Below are 21911 nucleotides of genomic sequence, written 5' to 3' on the forward strand. Positions count from 1 at the left end.
CACAGCCACTGAACTAGCTCAGCGACGACCTGCCACGGCTTGCCTCGCGGGCGTCAGCACCCGGGTCACCCGTGTGCCGCTCAGGCCACGCGCTGCGCGAACTACAGCCCCGGGATGGGGTCGTGGGGCTGGCCAGGCTGCCGCTCCGAGTCTTCCTGCTCGCGCCCGTCGTGCTCGGCAGGGACGTGGCCGGGCATGGGCACTTCGGCGTTGGGATCCATGTCGGAAGAGGGAACCGGTTGTGCAGGCTGGTTGGGCACGGCGGGAGACCTGGGCGATGGAGTTCCACACAGACTGCGCCAAGGGATGTCAGTGTCCCGCCTGCAAGGCGTGAAGCGCTGAGCGCTTACAGGCGCGGCGCGCTGGCCTGATTGAAGTTGGCCGGCAGGCTGCCGAAGGCGTCGGCCGACATCGGCGTCGCGGCCTGCTCGGCGTTGCCGCCCAGGTTCAACGCGCCCGAATGCGACTGGGCCGGAGCGGTCCACGGCTGGCCCGCCGGCTGCACCAGGGCCATCGTCGGCGCCGGCTGACGCAGCAGACGCTCGGCCCGGGACTGCAGCGCCGGACTGGAGACGAACACGAAGATCCCCGCCATCGCCAGCGCGCCGGCACTGATCGCGGCCCGCAATGGCCAAGCCGGACGTGTGGCTTCGCGCAGGCTCATGGCGCGCAGGGCCGCGCGCTCGGCATAGACGTCCACCACCGGCAATGGCTGGTCGGCAGCGGCCGGATGATCGGCCATCACCAGGTCGCCGTGGCGCAGCGCGGCCTGGTGCGCGGCGACCGTAAAGCCACCTTCGCCGATGAGAAACGCACGTTGCGCGCCCACTTCGAAACGCTCGGCCGCCAGCTGCTGGACCGCACCCTGCGCCAGCGCACCGTGGCGCCGTGCGTAAGCGTGGACCAGGACCTGCTCACGCTCCTTGGTCAGCAGCAGCGCGGTGTCCGGCGCATTGGCCGAGGCGGCTGATGCGGCAGGCAGCACTTCGACGGCGTAACCAAGCGCGCGATACGCCTTGGCCAGACGCGACGCGGCTTCGTCGGCCACGCCGCGACCGGCGCGCCGATCGCGGGAGAATGTGATGCCTTGCATGGTATGGCGCCCCTGTTCCGTAGGTCTTCGTAGAAGACCTACGGCCTGTGTAGTCAAGACTTGAGGGGTCCACAAGCAAGATCCCGTGTTGGATCACCGAACTCCCAACGGCGTCTCACTCGGGACGTGCGCGGAATACCACACTCATGCGCGGCGCCACAGCCTGGCGCGTCTTGGGAATGCCGTGTTCGTGGGTCATCTGCGAGGCATGACTCATGACCAGCAGGCTGCCCGGGGCCAGGTCCAGCGCCCAGGTGCGGCGTCTCCCTTCCCGCGCCCGGATGTGCATGCGCCGCGTGCCCCCCAGTGACAGCAGCGCGATGGGCTGGCCCGGTTGCAGCGTGTGCAGCTTGTCATGGTGCATGGCCACGCTGTCGCGGCCGTCTCGGTAGAAGTTCATGCCGACACCGGTGTACGGCGCCGGCACCCTCCCCTGCACCAGGGACAACATTTCAGCCAACGGCAGTTGCGCTGGCAGTTCATCGAGCCGATAGCCGGCACGCAGGCGCGGGACATCGACGATGCGGTCGTACATCGGCCGGCGTTCGTGCTGCCAGTGGGCGTGGTCACGCAGGGCCTCGAACCAGCGCGTGGCCGTGTCCGGATCGACGACATCCGGCCAGTAGCGCATCCCGCCCTCGGCATCGTCGAACACCGTGATCGGCGCCGGCGCGAACAGGTCGTCCATGAAGGCGTTCAATGGAAATCCCGTGACGGCAGCGACAGTTCGCCCAGCAGCTCGCTCATGTCGCGCAGATCGCCGGCGATGAGGTGTTCGACACCATCCACGCGCTCCCAGCGCCCGCGCACCGCCAGCAGCCGCGACTCCAGCAGCGCGCGCCGGCGGCGTATCGCCAGGTGCGACCAGACGATGACATTGATCATGCCGTGCTCGTCCTCCAGCGTGACGAAGATCGTGCCCTTGGCCGTGGCCGGGCGCTGGCGCTGGGTGACCAGCCCGGCCACGTGCACGCCGCTGCCGCTGGCCCGGCCCTGCAGCTCGCGCAGGCCGAGGATGCGCTGGGCGCGCATCTGCGGGCGCAGCAGCGCCATCGGATGCGCTTCCAGGCTCAGGCCCACGCTGCGGTAGTCGGCGGTGATGTCCTCGCCGATGCGCGGCGCAGGCAGGTCGATGCGGCGCTCTGCCGGGCTGCCGGGCAGCAGCGGGCGGCGCCGTTCGATCCCGGCCACCGCCCAGCGCGCGGCATTGCGGTGGCCGACCAGGGATTGCAGTGCACCGGCTTCGGCCAGGGCGGTGCGGGCCTTGTCGTCGAGTTGCGCACGCAGGCTCAGGTCCTCGACGCTGGAGAACGGTCGCTGCGCGCGCGCAGCCACGATCGCCCTGCCCGCCAGTTCGGACAGGCCGGCGACCTGGCGGAACCCCAGGCGGATGTCCGGCTGCGCCTCTGGCTCGTCCTGGCTGCGCCACGGCCGCCCACCGACGAGCGTGTTGTCCCAGTCGCTGTGCAGCACGTCCACCGGCAGCACGTGGACCGCCTCGCGCGCGGCCCTGCCGCGGCGCGCGTCCTGCACGATCTGGCTGGGCGAATAGAAACCCATCGGCTGGGCATTCAACAGCCCGCAGGCAAACGCCGCCGGCTCGTGCCGCTTCAACCAGCAGCTGGCATAGACCAGCTTGGCAAACGAGGCTGCATGGCTCTGCGGGAAGCCGTAGGAACCGAAGCCTTTGATCTGCTCAAAGATCTGGTCGATGAATTCGGACGAATAGCCCTTGCCCGCCATCAACTCACGGATGCGCACACGATGCGGCTCCATGTCCCCGCCACGCCGCCACGCCGCCATAGAGCGGCGCAGCTCATCCGCCTCATGCGGCTTGTAACCAGCATGGATCACCAGTTCCATCACCTGCTCCTGGAACAGCGGCACGCCCAGGGTCGGCCCGAGGATTTCCTCGACGCCCTGCGATGGATACGTGGGCTGCTCCAACCCCTGCCGCCGCCGCAGATAGGGATGGACCATGTCGCCCTGGATGGGGCCGGGGCGCACGATCGCCACCTCGATCACCAGGTCGTAAAACTTCGCCGGCTTGAGCCGCGGCAGCATCGCCATCTGCGCGCGCGACTCGATCTGGAACACGCCCACCGTGTCGGCCAGCTGGATCATCTGGTAGGTCGGCGCGTCTTCTTTTGGAAGGGTGGCGATCTCGTAATCGCGCCCGCGATGCACGCGCACCAGGTCCAGGGTCTTGCGGATGCAGGTCAGCATGCCCAGCGCCAGGCAGTCGACCTTGAGCATGCCCATGGTTTCCAGGTCGTCCTTTTCCCACTGGATGATGGTGCGTTCGGCCATGGCCGCGTTCTCCACCGGCACCACCGTGGACAGGGTCTGCTCGGCGATCACAAAGCCGCCCACGTGCTGGGACAGGTGCCGGGGCTTGCCCTCCAGTTGGAAGGTCAACGCCAGGATCTTGAGGATCAGCGGATTGGCGGTGTCGAAGCCGGCCTCGGTCAGGCGCTGCTCCATCGGCGTGTCGCCATTACCCCAGCCAAAGCAGTTGGCCAGCAGCGAGATCTGGTCCGGTGGCAGGCCGAAGGCCTTGGCGACATCGCGCACCGCGCTCTTGCCGCGATAGCTGATGACCGTGGCCGCCAGCGCGGCGCGGTGCCGCCCGTACTTCCGGTAGACGTACTGGATGACTTCCTCGCGCCGCTCGTGCTCGAAATCCACGTCGATGTCCGGCGGCTCGTTGCGCGCCTTGGACAAAAAGCGCGAGATCAGCAGTCGGTTCTCGTCCGGGTCCACCGCGGTGATGCCCAGCGCGTAGCACACCGCCGAATTGGCCGACGAGCCACGCCCCTGACACAGGATCTGCTGCGAGCGCGCGAAGCGCACCACATCGTGCACGGTCAGGAAGAACGCCTCGTACTTGAGCTCCTCGATCAGCGCCAGCTCTTGCTCGATGTCGCTGCGCACCTTGGCCGAAAGTTTCAACCCGCGATCGTCCCAGCGCGCGCGGATGCCGGCTTCGGTCAGTTCGCGCAGGTAGCTGGTGGCGGTGTGCCCGGCTGGCACCAGCTCGGCCGGATAGTCGTATTGCACGTCGCGCTTGAGATCGAAGCCGCTGCAGCGCCGGGCCAGCGCGACGGTGGCCTGCAGCAGTTCGGCCGGATAGATATTGCCCAGCGCCCGGCGCGAGCGCAGGTGGCGCTCGCCATTGCGGAACAGCTGCGCGCCGGCCTCGGCCAGCGGCACGGTGTGGCGGATGGCGGTCATGGTGTCCTGCAGCGCGCGGTCGCGGCGCGTGGCCATGTGCACATCGCCACTGGCCAGCGGCGTCATGCCCAGCTGTCGGGAGAGCGCCAGCAGCGTGTCCAGGCGCGCGGTGTCGTCGCATTCGCGCAGCAGCTCCACCGCCAGATAGGCGCGCTCTGCAAACACCTGGCGCAGCCATCGCGCCTCCTCTTCCCGTGGCGCATCGCCCGGCAGCCACAGCGCGAACAGCTCCGGTGCCGCTTGGCGAAACTGCGCCTCCACATCGGCGCGCGTCAGCGTGTAGCACCCCTTGGTCGCCGCGCGGCGCGCGGTGGTGATCAGCGCGCACAGCTGCGTGTAACCGGCGCGCGTTTCCACCAGCAGGACCAGGCGTGTGCCATCGACCAGGGTGAACTCGCTGCCGACGATCAGCGGCACCCCGGTGGCCTGCGCGCCCTCCCAGCCGCGCACGATGCCGGCCAGCGAACATTCGTCGGTGACGGCCAGCGCGGCGTAGCCGCAGGCCTTGGCCCGCTCGAACAGGCTTTCCGCATCCGAGGCGCCGCGCAGAAACGAAAAGTCGGACAGGCAGTGCAGCTCGGCATAGGCCGGCAGGCCATCGCCGTGCTCGCCGTGCAGCACATCGTCATTGGCGGCCTGGCGTAGGCGCTGGGCCACGCGCCAGGCGCGCGGCATGCGCCCGCCGGGCGTGTCGCGATCCACCCCGTCGATGGCGTCATCCCAGCTCATGCGAACCAGCCGTGCAGCATCCAGCCGCCCTCGCGCACGCCCGCCGGCAAGAACGCCCAGGCGCGCTGGCCCCGCGCGGTCTCCACCACGTAGTAGTCGCGCCGGGTGTCGCCGTCGTCCCACCAGCCGCTTTCCAGGCGCTCGGGGCCGGAGAGGATCTTCGGCGGGGCGTGCAGCGGCACCGGCTGCGGCAGTAGCCAGGTCGGGCGCGGCGGACGGGCGGGCGCGGCTTCGACGCCACGCGCAGGGGCATCACCGATGGCCCGGCGCCAGGCGCGTTCCGGGCGCGGATCGCCCGCCGGTTCGACCCGATACACGGCCGCATCGCCCAGGCGCGCGCGCAGGCGCTCGCGCAGCTGCGGCCAGTCCACGGCCTGCTGCGGGCGCGTATCGAACAGGTCGCGCGCGGCCGGCACGAACGGCGGCAGCTGGCGCGCCAGCAGACGCACGCCGACCACCGGGCGCGGGATCGACACCCGCTCCAGCCGGTTGCGGGCCAGCTCGAACAGCATCGCCTGGTCGCGCTCGGGCGCCAGCAGGCCCACGTCCACGTCGGTGTGGCCCTGCTCGTGCTCAAGCCGCAGCACGAAACGCTGTACGCCCCCGTCGCGGATGGACAGGTACGTGCACAGGTCACCGATCAGGCGCCGCAGCGGAAACAGCAGCGCCATGTGGCTTTCCACTTCGTAGCCCATTTCCACGCGTGCGTCGAAATGGTCCGGTGGCGCGTACCAGTCCAGCGGATCGTCGGCCTGCCCGTACAGTCGGTCCAGGTGCTCCAGCAACGCCAGGCCGAAGCGCCGCCGCACGGCCTCGCGCGGCAATGCGCGCACGGCGGCCAGCGTACGCAGGCCCATGCGGTGCAGACGCTCGCCACTGTCCTGCGGCAGCCGCGCGCCGCGCACCGGCACGCCATCGAGCACCTGCTGCAGGCGCGCGAGGTTGGCAATGGCCAGGCCGTCCTCCAGCCCGGCCAGCACATGGGCTGCGCGCGGTGTCGGCGCCAATGCCAGGCGATGGCGGAAACCCAGCGTGTCCAACTCCTTGCGCAGGCGCCGGGCGAACTGCGGCCATGGCCCGAACAGGCGGAAACTCGCCCGCGCCTCCAGCACGATGGCGTGCGGCCACTGCTGGCTGACCAGCGAGCTGTGCCGGTAGGCCCAACTGGCCAGGAAGCGCTGGCTGCGCGCCTGGTCCTGCGCGTCGAAGTCGACCGTGCGCACCTGGGTCATCAGCGCATGCGCCGCCGACAGGCGCATCCCGGGGTTGAGGCCGGCCTGCGCGGCGGTGGCATTGACCGAGTGCAGACGCCGCAGCTGCGCCGGGCCTTCGACCAGCACCAGCGGCGCTCGACGCTCGTCTTCGGGCAGGCGCCGCAGCACGGCGTCCATCGCCAGGTGCGGCAGCAGGATGCAGGCCCAGAGCATCAGCGTCGCTCCTGCGCAGGCGCGGTGTCAGCGTCGGGGCGGGAGGCCGGATTCCACGGCAAGGGACGATGCGATGACATGCGCGCGCCTCAATGCACCAGCCGCAGCGGCTGCGTCGGCACCTGCCCGCCGCGACATTTGCGCACGCGCCAGGCACCTTCCTCGCGGCGGTATTCCAGGCGCAGCGCCGCCGGTGAGGCGTTGACCGCATGACGTGCATCGCGCAGCGCGAACCCACAGCAGTCGCCACTGTCGGCCGCCACCTGCAGGCGCCGCAGCGCGCGCTCGTCAGCGGTCTGCGGCCAGCCCAGCACGGCCGCGCAGGCGCCGCTGCGCAGGCATTGCTCGAACGCCCATAGCGCATCGCGCGGTTCGGCCTCGATCACCTCCAACTGCGCCAGGTCGATGCCGCCGCACTGCCAGGCCGGCGCATACGGCACGTACGGCGGGGCCACCAGCGCCACACGCCCACCGGCTGCGGTCATGCGCGCCAGCGTGGGCAGCAGCAGGCCGATCTCGCCGACGCCGTCGGCCGGCAGCAGCAGTTCGGTCAAGGCCTTGCGCGGCCAGCCGGCGGTGGGCAGCACCGCATCCAGCGCCGCGTATCCGGTCGGCTCGCCGGCATGCTGGGCGCCGCCACCGCGTCCGGCACGCCACACCGTGCGCGCAGCCAGCAGGTCGTCCAGCGGCATCGCCGCGGACGACACAGCCGATAACGCACGGCGCGGGACTTCGGACATCGCGTGCTCAGCCTCGCCGCACCAGGCCGCAGTACAGGCCTTCGATGGCGAAGTCCGCCCCGGCCGGGACCACGATGGGCGCATGCGCCGGGTTGCGCGGCAGCAGGCGGATCCGGCGTGGGCCACGCTCCAGCCGCTTGATGGTCAGCTCGCCGTCGATGCGCGCCACCACGGTCTGGCCGTCGCGCGCCTCGTGGCTGCGATGCACGCCGACCAGGTCGCCATCGAGGATGCCGTCGTCGATCATCGAGTCGCCCTGCACCTTCAACAGGTAATCCGGCCGCAGCGAGAACAACCCGGCATCCAGCACCAGTTGCTGGTCCAGGCCAATGTCCGCGCCGATCGGCACACCCGCCGCGACCCGGCCCAGCACCGGCAGCGCCAGCAACCCGTCCCGGCGCCCGCCGCCAGGCAGACGGATGCCGCGCTTCTCACCCGGGCGCAGCTGGATCAGCCCGTCCTCGGCCAGGGCCTGGACGTGCTTCTGCGCCGCATTGCGCGAGGCGAAGCCGAATTCAGTCGCGATCTCCGCCAGGCTGGGCGTATGGCCGCGCAGGGCTTGGTCCTGGAGGAACGCCAGCACGGCGGCGCGTTTGGGGGGCAAGGTGTCCATGGGTGTACATTTGTACACCTATCGCGTCGCACGAAGCGAGATACCAGACGTCCTTCCCTCGCCTTGCATGCAGGCTGGGAAGGGCGCAATATAACGATCGTTATAACAACGAGGCCGCGACCATGAAGCTCAAGATCACCACCATCGGCAACTCGGCCGGCGTCATCCTGCCCAAGGACCTGCTGGCCCGCCTGCGCCTGGGCAAGGGTGACGAGCTCTACGCGCTGGAGACCCCGGACGGCATCAAGCTAACCGTGTTCGACCCGACCCTGGCCGAGCAGATGGAAGTGGCCGAGCAGGTCATGCGCAGCCGCCGCACGCTGCTGCACAAGCTGGCCCAATGACATGATCGTCTGGATCACCCGTGCCTTGGCGCTTGCCATCCACGACCGCCAACTGGCCGAACACGGCGGCGGCAGCGGCGTGCGCGACGAGGCCTTGCTCGACTCGGCCTTGGCGCGTCCGCAGCAGCTGTTTTCCTACGGCGATCCGCCGCCGGACCTCGCCGCGCTGGCCGCCAGCCTGGCCTTTGGCCTGGCTCGGAACCATCCGTTCGTGGATGGCAACAAGCGTACGGCGGCGGTGGCCTGCGAAACCTTTCTCCTGCTCAACGGGACCACCTTGATGGCCGATGACCTCGCGCTGTATCCGGTGTACCTGGGATTGGCCGACGGCAGTCTGGATGAAGCCGCATTCGCCGACTGGCTGCGTCCTCACCTCAAGCCTCAATCGCCAGCCCACGTCCACGAGCCAGTCCCCAACTACGCGGACTGACGCTGAGGCTCAAGTTCCCGACACCGGTCTTTGGGCCAGCGCCGCGTCGAACGCGCGTTCCAACTCCGGATGCGCCCCGCGCACCTGCCCGATCACCTGCGCGGCCCAGTCGAAATACTGCTGGCGGCGGGCCAGGCTCCAGTCCTGCGGCGGCGCCTGGTGCAGGTCGCGCAGGTTGGCGATCTTGTCGGCGAGCTTCACCAGCTTGGCGCCATGCGGGACGTGGGCGGCGTGTTCGACCTGCAGGCGCTTGCGCTCGGCCTTGGCCAGTGATTTGTCGTCACTGACCGCATCGACGTAGGACAGCACCTGCGGTCCGAAGCGCTCCAGCAGGCGCGCGCGCCCGGCCTCCACCGACATCGCCAGGTGCGTCGGCACCTCGGCGCCAGGCCCGCAGCAATCTTCCAGATAGTCGTGAAGGGCCGCCGCACACAGCACCTCGACATCGTCCACGCCGCCCTCCACCGCCAGGATGCGCACCAAGGCCATCGGGTGGTTGATGTACGGGGTGAGGCCATCCTTGCGGCGCTGCAGGCTGTGCGCCTCGGCGGCGAAGGCCATTGCCTCGACCAGGCGTGGCAGCGCGGTTGCGGTGGCGGTTGTCTGGTCCATCGTCTTCTCCTGTGATCGTGAAAGCGCAGGACGGTGGCCAGGGCCGTGGCATCAGTTGCCGGGCCGCGCCACCACCTTGGGTTCGTGCACTTCCTCGCCGGGCTTGGCGCGCCCGGCCATTTCCGCGCCGGCATCGGGCGTCAGCTGGCGCATCACCAGCACCGAGCTGGCCGAGATCAACGCCACGGTGAGGAAGGCGAAGGTGAAGTTGATCGGCACGCCGGTGGCCTGCCCGGTCGCCAGGCTGGCCCCGGTCAAGGCGTAGCCGCCCACGGTGATGCCCAAGGCCAGCGAGATCTGCTGGATCATCGCCGACAGGCTGCTGGCCTGGGCCATGCGCGCCTGGTCCACGTCGGCGTAGACGATGGCGTTGAGGCTGGTGAACTGCAGCGAGCGGAAGCAACCGCTCACCAGCAACACCCCCACCATCAGCGCGTAGGGCGTGGATTCGCGGAACAGCCCGACCACGGCCAGCGCCACCGAAGCGATCACCGCATTGCCCACCAGCACCCGGCGGAAGCCGAAGCGCTTGAGGATGCTCGCGGCCAGGGTCTTCATGAACATCGCCCCGGCCGCCGAGGTGAAGGTCACCAGGCCCGACTCGAACGGATTGAGTCCGAACCCCAGCTGCAGCATCAGCGGCAGCAGGAACGGAATCGCACCGATCCCGATGCGGAACAGCGAACCGCCCAGCACCCCGATGCGATAGGTCGGGATGCGCAGCAGGCCCAGGTCCACCAGCGGATGCGGATGCCGGCGCGCGTGCCAGCCATAGCCCAGCAGCGCGAGCACGCCCAAGGCCGCGCATCCCAGTGCAAGCCCCAGATTGACCATGTGCCGGCCCATCGTGGCCAGGCCGAACATCGCCAGGGCAAGGCCTACGCCGGACAGCGCGAACCCCACCCAGTCCAGCGGCTTGACCTCACCCTTGAGCAGTGGGATGTGACGCCAGGCCAGGAAGATGCCCAGCGCGCCCATCGGCAGGTTGATCAGGAAGATGAAGCGCCAATGCCCCCAGGTGGTGATCATGCCGCCCAGCAGCGGACCCAGGATCGGCCCCATCAACGCGGGGATGGTCAGCCAGCTCAGCGCGCGCACCAACTCGGCCTTGGCCACGCTGCGCAGCAGGACCAGGCGCCCGACCGGCACCATCATCGCCCCGCCCATGCCCTGGACGAAGCGCGCCACCACCAGCCATTCCAGCGAGCCGGCCACCGCGCAGCCCAGCGAACCCAGCAGGAACACGCCAATGGCCGTCATGAAAGTCGGCCGCGCGCCGAAGCGGTCGGCCACCCACCCGCTGATCGGAATGAACACCGCCAGGGCCAGCATGTAGGTGGTCAGCGCCAGCTTCAGCGCGACCGGCTCGACCTCCAAGTCCTGCGCGATCGCCGGCAGCGAAGTCGTGATCGCCGTGGAGTCCATGTTCTCGATGAACAAGGCGGTGGCGACGATCAGGGGCAGCAGGCGTTCGGGTTTCAACGGGCCGGGGGATAAGCGAGGGGGCGAGCCTATTTTCGCGCAACGCCGCGTGCGCCGCTGTGATCCGCTTGCGTCGGCACACCGGTTCGACCCATCTGCCGGCACACCGCACGGACCCACCTGCCCGGACCGATCGTGATGTACGCCCGGCGGACTGTAGCGCCGAGCTTGCTCGGCAGCCTTCCGGACAGCTCGCTGGGAGAGCCCAAGCGGACCAAGGTCCGCTCTACGGGCATCGCCCGGAAGACCGTGATCTACACCGGCGGACTGTAGCGCCGAGCTTGCTCGGCGGCCTTCCGGACAGCTCACTGGGAAGGCCCAAGCGGACCAAGGTCCGCTCTACGCGCACAGCCCGGGAGGGTTGTGATGCACGCTTGGCCGACTGTAGCGCCGAGCTTGCTCGGCGGCCCTTCGGACAGCTCGCTGGGAAGGCCCAGGCGGACCAAGGTCCGCTCTACGGGTCCGTGCCTGCATAACACCAGGCATACGGATACTCCCCGACCTGCCCGGCCAGCCCGCTGCGGACCGGATTGGCCAGGATGTAATAGGCCAAGGTCCGCAGGTCCTCGTCGGCACGGAGTTGACGGTCGTAGAAGCCCGCCTGCCACACCGCTCCGCTGCGCGCGTGCGCGGCGTTGACGCTGCGGGCGGCGCACGACTTGGCTCGCTGCACGACGGAACTCAGGCCCCCCGCCTGCAGCACAAACAACCAATGCAGATGATCAGGCATGACAACCCACGCCAACGACGTGGTCCAACCGGCAGCATCCATGTTCCGCAGGACCGCCTCGACACCCTGCGCCGCCGAGGCAGGCGCCAGCCAGCGCTGTCGCAGCACGGTCACCGTGGTGATCATGTAGACCGCATCCAGAGACGAGCGGCGGCCACGCAGGAGCAATGGACTGGGCATGCCCCAGCATCCCGCGCGTGGCACCACGCGCCCATCAGTGCAGCGCGCAGGCACGGGTCGGATAAATCCGAAGCCGTCGAGCGGCGCCGGGAAGGCCTCAGCGGACCAAGGTCCGCCCTACGCGCATGGCCTGGACGGATTGTGATGTACGCCTGGCCGACCGTAGCGCCGAGCCTGCTCGGCGGCTGTTCGGACGGAGCGCCGGGAAGGCCAGCGGACCAAGGTCCGCTCTACAAGTACGGCCTGTAGCGCCGAGCTTGCTCGGCGGCTGTTGGGATAGATCACGACAACCCGGTCAGCCCATCAGGGCCGGCATCGCCGGCGCTGCAAGCAAACTGCCTGCCTCAGACGAAGCGTGGAATCGGCCCCACCTGAGGCGTCTGGTCCGGCAATTCCACCTCCACCCGATCCACGTAGCACCAGCCCCAGCCCTCGGGCGGATCGTAGCCCTCGATGATGGGGTGGCCGGTGGCGCGGAAGTGCGCGCTGGCGTGCCGGTGCGGGGAGTCGTCGCAGCAGCCGACATGGCCACAGGTCCGGCACAGGCGCAGATGCACCCAGGGGCTGCCGATGGCCAGACACTCCTGGCAGCCGCGGGCGCTGGGCGTGACGTCTTCGATGGTCTCCAAATGCGTGCAGGTCTTCGGCATCACACGGTCTCCCGGGAAGTTTGCATGGCGTCCAGCTCGGCGAGGTACTGGTGGATCTGGGCCACCACCTGCGCCCCCTCTCCCACCGCGGCGGCCACACGCTTGACCGATCCGGCACGGACATCGCCGATGGCAAACACCCCGGGACGATCGGTCTGCAGGGAGCTGCCATGCTGGCCGGTGAGGACGAAGCCGGCCGGATCGAGTCCGACGCAGCCCTTGAGCCAGTCGGTATTGGGATCGGCGCCGATGAAGAGGAACAGGTGGCGCAGGTCGCAGTGATGGGTCTGCCCACTGCCGCGTTCGCGGTAGACCGCACCAGCCAACGCACCGTCGGCATCGGCCTCCAGCGCGACCAGCTCGGTGCCAGTGTGCAGCACCACGTTGGGCAGCGCGGCGATGCGTTCGATCAGGTAGCGCGACATCGAGCTTTCCAGTCCCTTGCCGCGAATCACCAGGTGCAGCGTCTTGACCTGCGGGGCCAGGAAGACCACGGCCTGCCCGGCCGAATTGCCTCCGCCCAACAGCGCGACGTCCTCGCCGCTGCACATGCGCGCCTCGATGGGCGAGGCCCAGTAGGACACGCCCGCGCCCTCGAAGCGCGCCAGCTGTTCCAGCTCCGGACGCCGATAGCGCGCACCGGACGCCACCACCACGGTACGCGCCGACACCGTGGCACCACTGTCCAGGACCAGCTTCAGCGGCGCCAGCGGGTCCTCCGCGCTGGCCGCGCAATCCAGGCGGAGCACGTCCAGCGGCAGGGCCAGTTCGGCCCCGAACTTCAGCGCCTGGTTGTACGCGCGCCCGGCCAGACCCTGCCCGGAGATACCGGTCGGAAAGCCCAGGTAGTTCTCGATCCGCATCGAAGCGCCGGCCTGCCCGCCAATGGCGCGCTGCTCCAGCACCAGCACCTTCAGGCCCTCCGAGGCGGCGTAGACCGCCGTCGCCAGCCCTGCCGGCCCGGCACCGACCACCACCACGTCGTGGACGATGTCCGGGTCCAGCTCGGGGGTCATGCCCAGACAGCCGGCGGCGGCGGCATCGGTCGGCCGCCGGAGCACCGTGCCGTTGGGGCAGATCATCAAAGGCAGGTCTTCGGCGTGCAGGCCCATGCGTTCGACCACCGCGCGCCCTTCGCCGGGTACGGTGACATCGAGCAGTGCGTTGGGATAGCCATTGCGCGTCAAAAAGCCCTGCAGCCGCACCAGGTGCGCCTCGCCGGGGTGCCCGACCAGCACCGATCCCACCGCATCGCTTTCGATCAGTCCGACCCGGCGCAGGATCAGCGCGCGCATCACCAGCTCGCCCAGTTCGGCCGCGCCGATCACCAGCGCGCGCAGATGCGCGGCATCCAGCGGCACGGCCGTGCACCCATGCTCACCGGCCACACCGCCGGCCAGCGAACTGCGCCCGGCCAGCTGGCTGACCTCGCCGCTGAACTGCCCGGCGCGGTGTTCGGTGATCTGCGCCTGATGGCCCAGGCCATCGCGCCGGATCACCGACAGGCTGCCCTCCAGGACCAGCCAGACCGGGGCGGCATGCTGGCCCACCTCGAATACGGCCTCGCCCGGCGCGAAGCGACGCGGCGGACCACTTGCGAAACGTTGCGCCAGCGCCAGCTGCGCGGCGTCCAGCACCGGATACATCTGGTGCCGGCGGGTATCACTCAGGGCCATGGGCGTCTCCGGTCGACGGGCGCAGAGTGCGCCAGGCCCACTTTCTACCACCAACGGCCGTGCCTGACCCGCCCTGTCGGCATGGCCGCGGCAAGCCGCTGGCCTTCATCCGTGGATGTGGTGCATGCCGTCGCGCCGGGCTTGCTCGGCGGGCTTTCGGACAGATCGCCGGGAAGGCCCTAGCGGACCAAGGTCCGCTCTACAGGCATCGCCCGGAAGGGGTGTGGTGCACGCCTGCCGCGCTGTAGCGCCGAGCTTGCTCGGCGGACTTTCGGACAGATCGCCGGGAAGGCCCTAGCGGACCAAGGTCCGCTCTACACGCATGGCCCGAAAGGGCTGTGGTGCACGCCTGCCGCGCTGTAGCGCCGAGCTTGCTCGGCGGACTTTCGGACAGATCGCCGGGAAGGCCCTAGCGGACCAAGGTCCGCTCTACACGCATGGCCCGAAAGGGCTGTGGTGCACGCCTGCCGCGCTGTAGCGCCAAGCTGGCTCGGCGCCCCTCGGGAGCAAAGATCGCGACGAACCGGTCAGTACACCAGCGTCTGGATCGCATGCGCGGGGATTTCCACCTGGGTGGACTGCTCGCCGACGTAGAAGTTGTAGGTGATCGCCTTGTCGCTGGCATTCATCACCACGGTGGCCAGCGAATTGTCCGGGTTGATGAAGGAGGTCGTCATCAAATTGCTGCGGCTGCTCGCCGCACTGACGCGCTTGGCGCCGGGGCGGATGAACTTGGAGAAGTGGCCGATGTACCAGTAGCTGGGCGTGTAGATCAGCTTGCCGGTGTGGGTATCGGCGTGGATCGGCGAGAAGCAGAAGTTGCCCACGTGGTTGGGGCCACCGTGCTCATCCAGCAGCACGTTCCAGTCGGTCCAGGCCACCGAGCCGCCATTGAGGTCGTGGATGATCGAGGTGCCATAGCGCTCGCCATTGGGCCAGTACTGGTAGCGCGCCGGGTCGAACTTCTCCACGGTGGCCTCGGTCAGCAGTACCGGCTTGTCCGGGTAGGCGCGGGTCACCTCGGCGACGTTGTCGAACATCGGATCGAACCCGGCCCAGGTCTCGTACCAGTGGAAGCCCATACCCCAGGCGTACTTGGCCGCCTCCGGATCGTCGAAGATCACGTGCGCGCGGTGGACCATCATGTCGCGGTTGTGGTCCCACACGATGATCGGCTTGTCGCCGTAGCCGGCCTTGGCCATGGTCGGACCGAGGTGGTCGCGCAGGAAGTCGCGCTCCTCCTCGGCCGAGTACTGCATCGATTCCCAGGTCTGCACGGCCATCGGCTCGTTCTGGATGCTGATGCCCCAGATCGGGATGCCGGCCTTCTCGTAGGCGGCGATGAACTTGGTGTAGTACTGCGCCCAGGCGTCATCATACTTGGGCAGCAGGTGGCCGCCGTGCAGCATGTTGCCGGTGTCCTTCATGAAGGCCGGCGCGCTCCACGGGCTGGCGAACATCGGCAGGCTACCGCCGGCCGCGGCGATCGCATCCTTGATCATCGGGATGCGGTACTTGCGGTCATGATCGATGCTGAAGGTCTTCAGCGCGGCATCGCCTTCCTTGATGTAGGTGTAGCTGGCGCTGGAAAAATCCGAGCTGTGGATGGTGGTGCGCGCCCAGGTGTAGCCGATGCCGTCCTTGGGGTCGTAGTAGGCCTTCATGAACTCGGCCCGGGTGGGTTTGTCCAGTTTGGCGTAGACCTCGGCCGAGGCGTCGGTGATGGCCCCGCCGATGCCCAGCATCTCCTGGAAGCGGCGCGTGGGGTCGACGAAGATCGAGTTCTCCACCTCTTTCAGCGTATGCCCGGGCTTGGGCGCGGCCACCTGGCTGGGCACCATCTGCGTGGCGGCGCCCTCGGCGGTGGTGTAGACGGTGACCGCGCCGCCAGCCGGGGTATAGGCCGCGGTGGTCACGGCGGCAGCCTGCGCGGGTCCGGCCTGCGCCAGCAGGACACCGAGCGTGCCCACGGCCGATAAGAGCATGGATGGCTTCACGTTCCCCTCCCAGGGTGTTGAGTGCGGCCGGTAGGGTAACCGAGGGCCGGGGGGAGCGACATGGGACGATCTGTCGACTCAGCAGGCCGCAGCGCCTGCCTCAGCCCGCCGGCGTGAGCCCCTGCGCGTCCAGGAACCGCCACATTCGCTGCAGCGTGTCGGCAAACGGCGAGCGCCCCAGCGCGGCATCGTCCTGCTGTCCGTGGAAGAAGCCATGCCCATGCCCGGCGTAGGTCTGCAGCTGGCACAGGCGTCCGGCCCGGATGGCGCGCGCACAGAACGCCTCCACGGTGTGGACGGGTACCACCTGATCGTCCTGTCCGTGGAAGACCAGCGTCGGTGGCAGCCCGGCCACGGGCAGCACGCTGGGCGAGATGCGCCGGGCGACCAGCTTGAGCGCCAGCGGTGCCGGGCCGACCAGATCCACCGCCGGATTGAACAACACCAGCGCCGCGGGGCGATGCGCGCGCGCGGATTTCATCGCCGTGGTCAGCGCCAGGTGGCCGCCGGCCGAGCCCCCGGACAGGACGATGCGCGCCGGGTCCACGCCCAGCCCCTCGGCTTCTGCGCGCAGCCAGGTGTGGGCGGCGTGGGCATCACGCACGGCATCCAGCGGGCTGGTGCCATCGCGGCACTTGACCCGGTAGTCGGCCAGCACCGCCACGTAGCCGCGCGCCACGCAGGCATCGGCCTGCGCGCGGAAGGCGTTGATGTCGCCCACCCGCCAGGCCCCACCGAAGAAAAACAGGATCGCCGGCCGCGGCGCCCCGCCTTGCTCCGACTCCGGCACCAGCACATGCACGCGCAGGTCGCGCCCGGACGCCTGGCGGTAGGTGAAGCTGCGCGCACCGGATAAGGTCTGCGGCTGCGGGGCGATGGCCTGGCAGGGATCGGAAAGGACCTCTGCCCCCGCGCCCACCGGCTTGCGAATTGCGACCAACCCCGTTCTCCACGCCTGCATCGTGGCGAACATGATCGCGGATCGCGGGCCATCCTCACAGTGCTCCACGCCGATCAACGTGCGGCTTGCCCATCTCGTGCCGGTGTCCTACGGTGCACTTCGACTGGTTTTCCCGCGTGTGCGATGCCCTCCCCCTGGCTGTCGAACCTGAGTGTCTGGCTGGCCGCCGCCATGGCCGCCGTGGCGCTGGCGTGGCCACGACTACGCAAGGCCGACCGCTGGCGGGCCACGGTCACGCCCCTTGCCTCGATCATCGGCAGCGGCTTCCTGGTGCTGGGGCCGCTGCTGCTGCATCGTTTCGGCAACCTGGCGGCATGGGTGATGGCCGGGCTCTGTGGCCTGGCCTATGCGGTCGGCGCCGCGATCCGCTTCAACATTCTCGCCCTGGAAAACGGCGGCGGCACACCGCCCCGTGCCGCGACCTTGCTGGACCGCGTCGCCTCCTGGGCACTGGCCTTCGCCTATGTAATCTCGGTCTGCTACTACCTCAACCTGTTCGGCGCCTTCGCCGTGCGCAGCGGGCCGCTGCACGGCGTGGTCAGTGGGCGCGTGGTGACCAGCGCGATCCTGATGGGGATCGCCGCCTTGGGCATGTGGCGCGGCCTGCGCGGACTGGAGCGCGCCGAGACCATCAGCGTCTCGCTCAAGCTGGCGGTCATCGCCGGCCTGCTCGCCGGCCTGGCCGTGTTCGCCGGCACCCTGGCCGGCCATCACCAGTTGCCCGACACGCATGCGCCCGCGCTGGACTGGTCGGCACTGCCGTTCGCCTTTGGGCTGGTGATCACCGTGCAGGGCTTCGAGACCAGCCGCTACCTCGGACAGGCCTACGCCGCGCCGATGCGCGTGCGCTCCATGCGCGATGCCCAGTGGTTGTCCACCGCGATCTACATTGCCTATATCGGGCTGGCCAGTGTGGCCTTCACCGCCGACAGCGTGCCCAACGAGGAAACCGCGGTGATCGCGATGATGGCCCCGATCGCAAGCACCCTGCCGGCGCTGTTGATCCTGGCCGCCCTGGCCGCGCAGTTCAGCGCCGCGGTGGCCGATACCAACGGCTGCGGCGGTCTGGTCTATGAGATGACCGGCGGCCGCATTCCGGCGCGGACCGCCTACGCCCTGCTGGCGGCGGTTGGCCTGGTCCTGACCTGGACGGCCGACATCTACCAGATCATCAGCGACGCCTCGCGCGCGTTTTCCGCCTACTACGCGCTGCAGTGCGCGCTGGCCGCCGTGCTGGCCAGGCGCCAGCGCACGCGGCGCCTGGCCTTTGCCGCGCTGTCGGTGCTGATGACGGCAGCCGCGTTGCTCGGCGTCCCCGCCGAGTAGGCGACCATCGATCAATCGCCGCTGGGGTGCAACACCTCATGCAGGAACGGCGCCGTCCTGCTTCCCTTGGCCTTGGCCACCTGGGCTGGCAGTCCCGCCGCGATCACCGTGCCTCCCTGGTCGCCAGCGCCCGGCCCCATGTCGATCACCCAATCGCTGCTTGCGGCCACGCGCATGTCGTGCTCGACCACCACCACGGTGTTGCCGGCCTCCACCAGCCCGTGCAGCTGGGTCATCAAGGTATCCACGTCCGCCGGGTGCAGGCCGGTGGAAGGTTCATCCAGCACGTACACGGTGTCGCGACGCTGGGCGCGCTGCAGCTCGGTGGCCAGCTTGATGCGCTGGGCTTCGCCGCCAGAGAGTTCAGTCGCAGGCTGCCCAAGGCGCAGATAGCCCAGGCCCACCTCGATCAGGACCTGCAGCGGCCGGGCGATGGTGGCGTCCTGGGCGAAGAATTCCGCGGCCTGCGCCACGGTCATGCGCAGGACCTGGGCGATGTTGTGACCGCGCAGCTCCACCTCCAGGGTCTTGGCGTTGTAGCGCGCGCCATGACAGGTGGGGCACGGCGCATAGACGCTGGGCATGAACAACAGTTCCACATTGACCGCGCCCTCGCCCTGGCAGGTTTCGCAGCGGCCCTTGGCCACGTTGAAGGAAAACCGCCCGGCATCGAAGCGCCGCCGCCTGGCCTGCGGTGTTTCGGCAAAGCGCTTGCGCACATGGTCGAACAGTCCGGTGTAGGTGGCCAAGTTGGAACGCGGGGTACGGCCGATGGCTTTCTGGTCCACGCGCACCAACCGGCGCACGTGCTCCAGCCCGGCCACGATGTGGCCGCCGGTGGGAACTTCTTCCCCACGCTCCAGCGGATCGAGTGCGTCTTCGTCATCCGCGCGTGCCTGGCCCAGGTGATCGGCCAGCAACTCCACCAGCGCCTGGCTGACCAGCGAGGACTTGCCCGACCCACTGACCCCAGTGACCGTGGTGAACACGCCCAGGGGAATGTCCACGTCCAGTCCATCGACGTTGTTGCGGGTGATGCCGCGCAGCTGCAGCCAGGCGCTGGACTGGCGCGCACGGCTGTGCACCGCCTGCTGCCCGCCAAACAGATAACGCCGGGTGGCCGAGGCCTGCACCTGTTCCAGGCCGGCCGGCGGGCCGCTGTACAGCACCTGCCCGCCTTGCTCGCCCGCCGCAGGACCAACATCCACAATCCAGTCGGCATGGCGGATCACATCAATCTCGTGTTCGACCACGAAGATCGAATTGCCTGCGCCCTTCAACTGATCCAGCGCCCGCAGCAGCGCCTGCGCATCGGCCGGGTGCAAGCCAGCGGATGGCTCGTCCATGACATAGACCACCCCAAACAGCTGCGAACGGATCTGCGTGGCCAGGCGCAGGCGCTGCAATTCGCCCGGTGAAAGCGTCGGCGTGCCGCGCTCCAGGGTCAGGTAACCCAGGCCCAGGTCCTGCAGGATGGCGATGCGCGCCAGCAGATCCTGCGCGATGCGCTGGGCGGCGATGGCCTGCTCGGGATGACCATCGCCGCGATGCGCCTTGCCCTGCGCAGCCGGTGTCAGCCGTGCCGCCACCTCGCTCAAGGGCAACTGCGAGAGCGCCCCGATATCCAGCCCGGCAAAGGTGACCGACAGCGCCTCGCGCCGCAGGCGTTTGCCGTCGCAGCTCGGGCACAGCGTGCTGACTAGGTACTGGGACGCGCGTTTTTTCTGCTGCGCACTCTGGGTGGTGGCAAAGGTATGCAGCACATGGCGCCGCGCACTGGTGAAGGTGCCCATGTAGCTGGGCTCGGTCTTGCGTTTGAGCGCGGCCTGGGTCTGGGCCAGGCTGAAGCCCGGGTACACCGGCACCACCGGCTGCTCGTCGGTGAACAGGATCCAGTCGCGGGTCTTCTTGGGCAGCTTGGACCACGGCACGTCCACATCGATGCCCAGCGTGGTCAGGATGTCGCGCTGGTTCTGCCCGTGCCAGGCACCGGGCCAGGCCGCCACCGCGCGCTCGCGGATGGTCAGGCTGCGGTCGGGCACCATCGAGGCCTCGGTGGCTTCATACACACGCCCCAGTCCATGGCAGGTGGGACACGCCCCGGCGGGGGTATTGGGCGAAAACCCATCGGCATAGATGATTTCCTGCCCCTTGGGGTAATCGCCGGCGCGCGAGTACAGCATGCGCAGCGAGTTAGAGATGGTGGTGACACTGCCCACCGACGAGCGCGTACTCGGCGCGCCACGCTGCTGCTGCAAGGCCACCGCCGGGGGCAGGCCTTCGATGGCATCCACCTCGGGCACGCCGGCCTGGTCGATCAACCGGCGTGCATAGGGCGAGATCGAATCCAGGTAGCGCCGCTGCGCCTCGGCGAACAAGGTGCCAAAGGCCAACGAGGACTTGCCCGACCCCGACACCCCGGTGAACACCACCAGCGCATCGCGCGGGATGTCCACATCCACGTCTTTCAGGTTGTGCTCGCGCGCACCACGCACGCGGACAAAGCCGGCGGGGCCAGATGGGGAAGCTTGGGACATGACGACGGCACTCGCAAAAGAACGCCGCCATTATCCGGACCAGCGCGCATGGAGGGCGCGAATGGCGGCCAGGTCGCACCGTGCAAGCACTCCATGGAAGCGCGCCCTTGGAGGCACCCCAGCTTTCACCACGTAGGGCCCGAACGCCTAACCACGCCACAGTGCGTTGCGGCGGGCGGAACCTATCGAAATGTGCGGCTTGGAGCGACGGACGTCTCCAATCCCGCGAGACGGCTCCCGCTTTAGGTGGACCTGTCCCACTTGATAGCCATCGCTGTGCTCGAGCCACGATCGCTTCGTCATTTGGCAGCTCTAGCGCTACCACTCAGCGATTCGCACGCACCAATCGAAACGCCCCGCGGTGCGGGGCGTTTTGTGTCATTGGTAGAAGGGGATAACGGGCGCCGCCGCAGCCGGCCGCGCTCAGCCATCAGGCCTTGGCCAGCAGCGTTTCCAACTCGGCCTTGCCGACGCGGGCGCCGTAGGCGGGGGTGCCGTTCTCGTAGCGGAAGCCTTCATGCAGGTTACCGGCGTCCAGCACGTCAAAACCGAAAGATTCGATCAGCTCGGCCACCACGGCCTTGGCCGAGGCATCGTCACCGACGATGGGCAAGGCGCGGCGTTCCGGATCGCCCTTGGGCCGAGCCGCGGTGCCGATCTCCTCGGCGTGGATGGAGTTGAAGGCCTTGACCACCTTCGATTCCGGCAGATGCTCGGCGGTCATTTCGCTGGTGGTGGTATCGCCACTGTCCAGCGCGGCGATCTGGCCGTCGCGCTCGGGGTAGTAGTTCATGGTGTCGATGATCACCTTGCCGGCCAACGGCGCGACCGGCACGTCCTTCAAGTCCTTCAGCGGAATGGTGACCACCACCATCTCGCCTTGTTCGGCCGCGTCCTTGGCAGTGGCGGCGCTGGCCTTGGGACCAAGCTCGCCAATCAAGCCGGACAAGGTCTCCGGCCCGCGCGAATTGGACATGACCACCTCGTGGCCGGCCTCGATGGCCTTGCGCGCCACGATGGAGCCGATATTGCCGCTGCCGATAAATCCGATCTTCATGGGATGCCCTTTAGACCTGAGATGAAAGTGTCCACGATGATGCGGATCGCATCAGAGCCTCCCGGTGAAGGATTTGCTATACGCCTTTCATTC

General features: G+C 68.8%; 18 protein-coding genes. 3 read left to right on the top strand and 15 right to left on the bottom strand.

Features of this window, described 5'->3' with window-relative positions:
• Window positions 1-346: 346 nt before the first annotated feature.
• From PJ250_RS19025 to lexA, 6 genes are all read right to left on the bottom strand, one after another.
• The gene (locus tag PJ250_RS19025) at window positions 347-1093 is read right to left on the bottom strand and encodes a hypothetical protein (protein ID WP_271646177.1); all 747 of its coding nucleotides are present in this window, start codon (window positions 1091-1093) and stop codon (window positions 347-349) included.
• 115 nt (window positions 1094-1208) lie between these two features.
• The gene (locus tag PJ250_RS19030; protein WP_271646178.1) at window positions 1209-1781 is read right to left on the bottom strand and encodes an alpha-ketoglutarate-dependent dioxygenase AlkB; all 573 of its coding nucleotides are present in this window, start codon (window positions 1779-1781) and stop codon (window positions 1209-1211) included.
• An 8-nt stretch (window positions 1782-1789) separates the two neighbouring features.
• Complete coding sequence (locus PJ250_RS19035; protein ID WP_271646179.1) at window positions 1790-5056, bottom strand: error-prone DNA polymerase; 3267 nt, start codon at window positions 5054-5056, stop codon at window positions 1790-1792.
• Window positions 5053-6483 (bottom strand): Y-family DNA polymerase, encoded by a 1431-nt coding sequence (locus tag PJ250_RS19040; RefSeq protein ID WP_271646180.1) that lies wholly within the window; start codon window positions 6481-6483, stop codon window positions 5053-5055. The genes PJ250_RS19035 and PJ250_RS19040 overlap by 4 nt, the downstream gene beginning before the upstream one ends.
• An 89-nt stretch (window positions 6484-6572) precedes the next feature.
• Window positions 6573-7223, bottom strand: coding sequence for a translesion DNA synthesis-associated protein ImuA (gene imuA / locus PJ250_RS19045; protein ID WP_271646181.1), 651 nt, complete (start codon window positions 7221-7223; stop codon window positions 6573-6575).
• Window positions 7224-7230: 7 nt separating this feature from the next.
• Window positions 7231-7836, bottom strand: a complete 606-nt coding sequence (gene lexA / locus PJ250_RS19050; protein ID WP_271646182.1) for a transcriptional repressor LexA — start codon at window positions 7834-7836, stop codon at window positions 7231-7233.
• 122 nt (window positions 7837-7958) lie between these two features.
• Between lexA and PJ250_RS19055 the strand changes: the two genes are divergently transcribed.
• Both PJ250_RS19055 and PJ250_RS19060 read left to right on the top strand, forming a co-directional pair.
• Window positions 7959-8180 carry an AbrB/MazE/SpoVT family DNA-binding domain-containing protein gene (locus tag PJ250_RS19055; RefSeq protein WP_271646183.1) on the top strand — a complete coding sequence of 74 codons (222 nt, stop codon included), beginning with the start codon at window positions 7959-7961 and terminating at the stop codon, window positions 8178-8180.
• A gap of 1 nt (window position 8181) precedes the next feature.
• Window positions 8182-8610, top strand: coding sequence for a type II toxin-antitoxin system death-on-curing family toxin (locus PJ250_RS19060; protein WP_271646185.1), 429 nt, complete (start codon window positions 8182-8184; stop codon window positions 8608-8610).
• 9 nt (window positions 8611-8619) lie between these two features.
• Here the strand turns inward: PJ250_RS19060 and PJ250_RS19065 are convergent, their stop codons facing one another.
• The 7 genes from PJ250_RS19065 to PJ250_RS19095 form a co-directional block, all read right to left on the bottom strand.
• Window positions 8620-9222, bottom strand: a complete 603-nt coding sequence (locus PJ250_RS19065; RefSeq protein ID WP_271646187.1) for an HD domain-containing protein — start codon at window positions 9220-9222, stop codon at window positions 8620-8622.
• A gap of 51 nt (window positions 9223-9273) precedes the next feature.
• Window positions 9274-10704, bottom strand: a complete 1431-nt coding sequence (locus tag PJ250_RS19070) for an MFS transporter (RefSeq protein ID WP_271646188.1) — start codon at window positions 10702-10704, stop codon at window positions 9274-9276.
• Window positions 10705-11158: 454 nt separating this feature from the next.
• Entirely contained in the window at window positions 11159-11614 is a 456-nt protein-coding gene (locus PJ250_RS19075) for an REP-associated tyrosine transposase (RefSeq protein WP_271646189.1), read from the bottom strand.
• 344 nt (window positions 11615-11958) lie between these two features.
• Window positions 11959-12264 (bottom strand): UBP-type zinc finger domain-containing protein, encoded by a 306-nt coding sequence (locus tag PJ250_RS19080; RefSeq protein ID WP_271646190.1) that lies wholly within the window; start codon window positions 12262-12264, stop codon window positions 11959-11961.
• The gene (locus PJ250_RS19085) at window positions 12264-13940 is read right to left on the bottom strand and encodes an FAD-dependent oxidoreductase (protein ID WP_333909493.1); all 1677 of its coding nucleotides are present in this window, start codon (window positions 13938-13940) and stop codon (window positions 12264-12266) included. Before PJ250_RS19085 ends, PJ250_RS19080 begins: the two co-directional genes overlap by 1 nt.
• A gap of 527 nt (window positions 13941-14467) precedes the next feature.
• On the bottom strand, window positions 14468-15925 hold the full coding sequence (locus PJ250_RS19090; RefSeq protein ID WP_271646191.1) for a glycoside hydrolase family 30 protein: 1458 nt from the start codon (window positions 15923-15925) through the stop codon (window positions 14468-14470).
• 112 nt (window positions 15926-16037) lie between these two features.
• Window positions 16038-16877 (bottom strand): alpha/beta hydrolase, encoded by an 840-nt coding sequence (locus PJ250_RS19095; RefSeq protein WP_271646192.1) that lies wholly within the window; start codon window positions 16875-16877, stop codon window positions 16038-16040.
• Window positions 16878-17021: 144 nt separating this feature from the next.
• Here PJ250_RS19095 and PJ250_RS19100 point away from each other — a divergent pair, with 144 nt between their 5' ends.
• The gene (locus PJ250_RS19100; RefSeq protein ID WP_271646193.1) at window positions 17022-18224 is read left to right on the top strand and encodes an Aq_097 family APC-type transporter; all 1203 of its coding nucleotides are present in this window, start codon (window positions 17022-17024) and stop codon (window positions 18222-18224) included.
• An 11-nt stretch (window positions 18225-18235) separates the two neighbouring features.
• On the opposite strand, the gene PJ250_RS19105 is transcribed toward PJ250_RS19100, so the two are convergent.
• A complete protein-coding gene (locus tag PJ250_RS19105) occupies window positions 18236-20761 on the bottom strand; it encodes an excinuclease ABC subunit UvrA (protein ID WP_271646194.1) in 2526 nt (841 codons plus the stop codon).
• A gap of 430 nt (window positions 20762-21191) precedes the next feature.
• Entirely contained in the window at window positions 21192-21818 is a 627-nt protein-coding gene (locus PJ250_RS19110) for an NADPH-dependent F420 reductase (protein WP_271646195.1), read from the bottom strand.
• Between the last annotated feature and the right edge of the window lie 93 nt (window positions 21819-21911).

It is taken from the genome of Pseudoxanthomonas sp. JBR18, assembly GCF_028198165.1.
Classification (GTDB): Bacteria; Pseudomonadota; Gammaproteobacteria; order Xanthomonadales; family Xanthomonadaceae; genus Pseudoxanthomonas_A.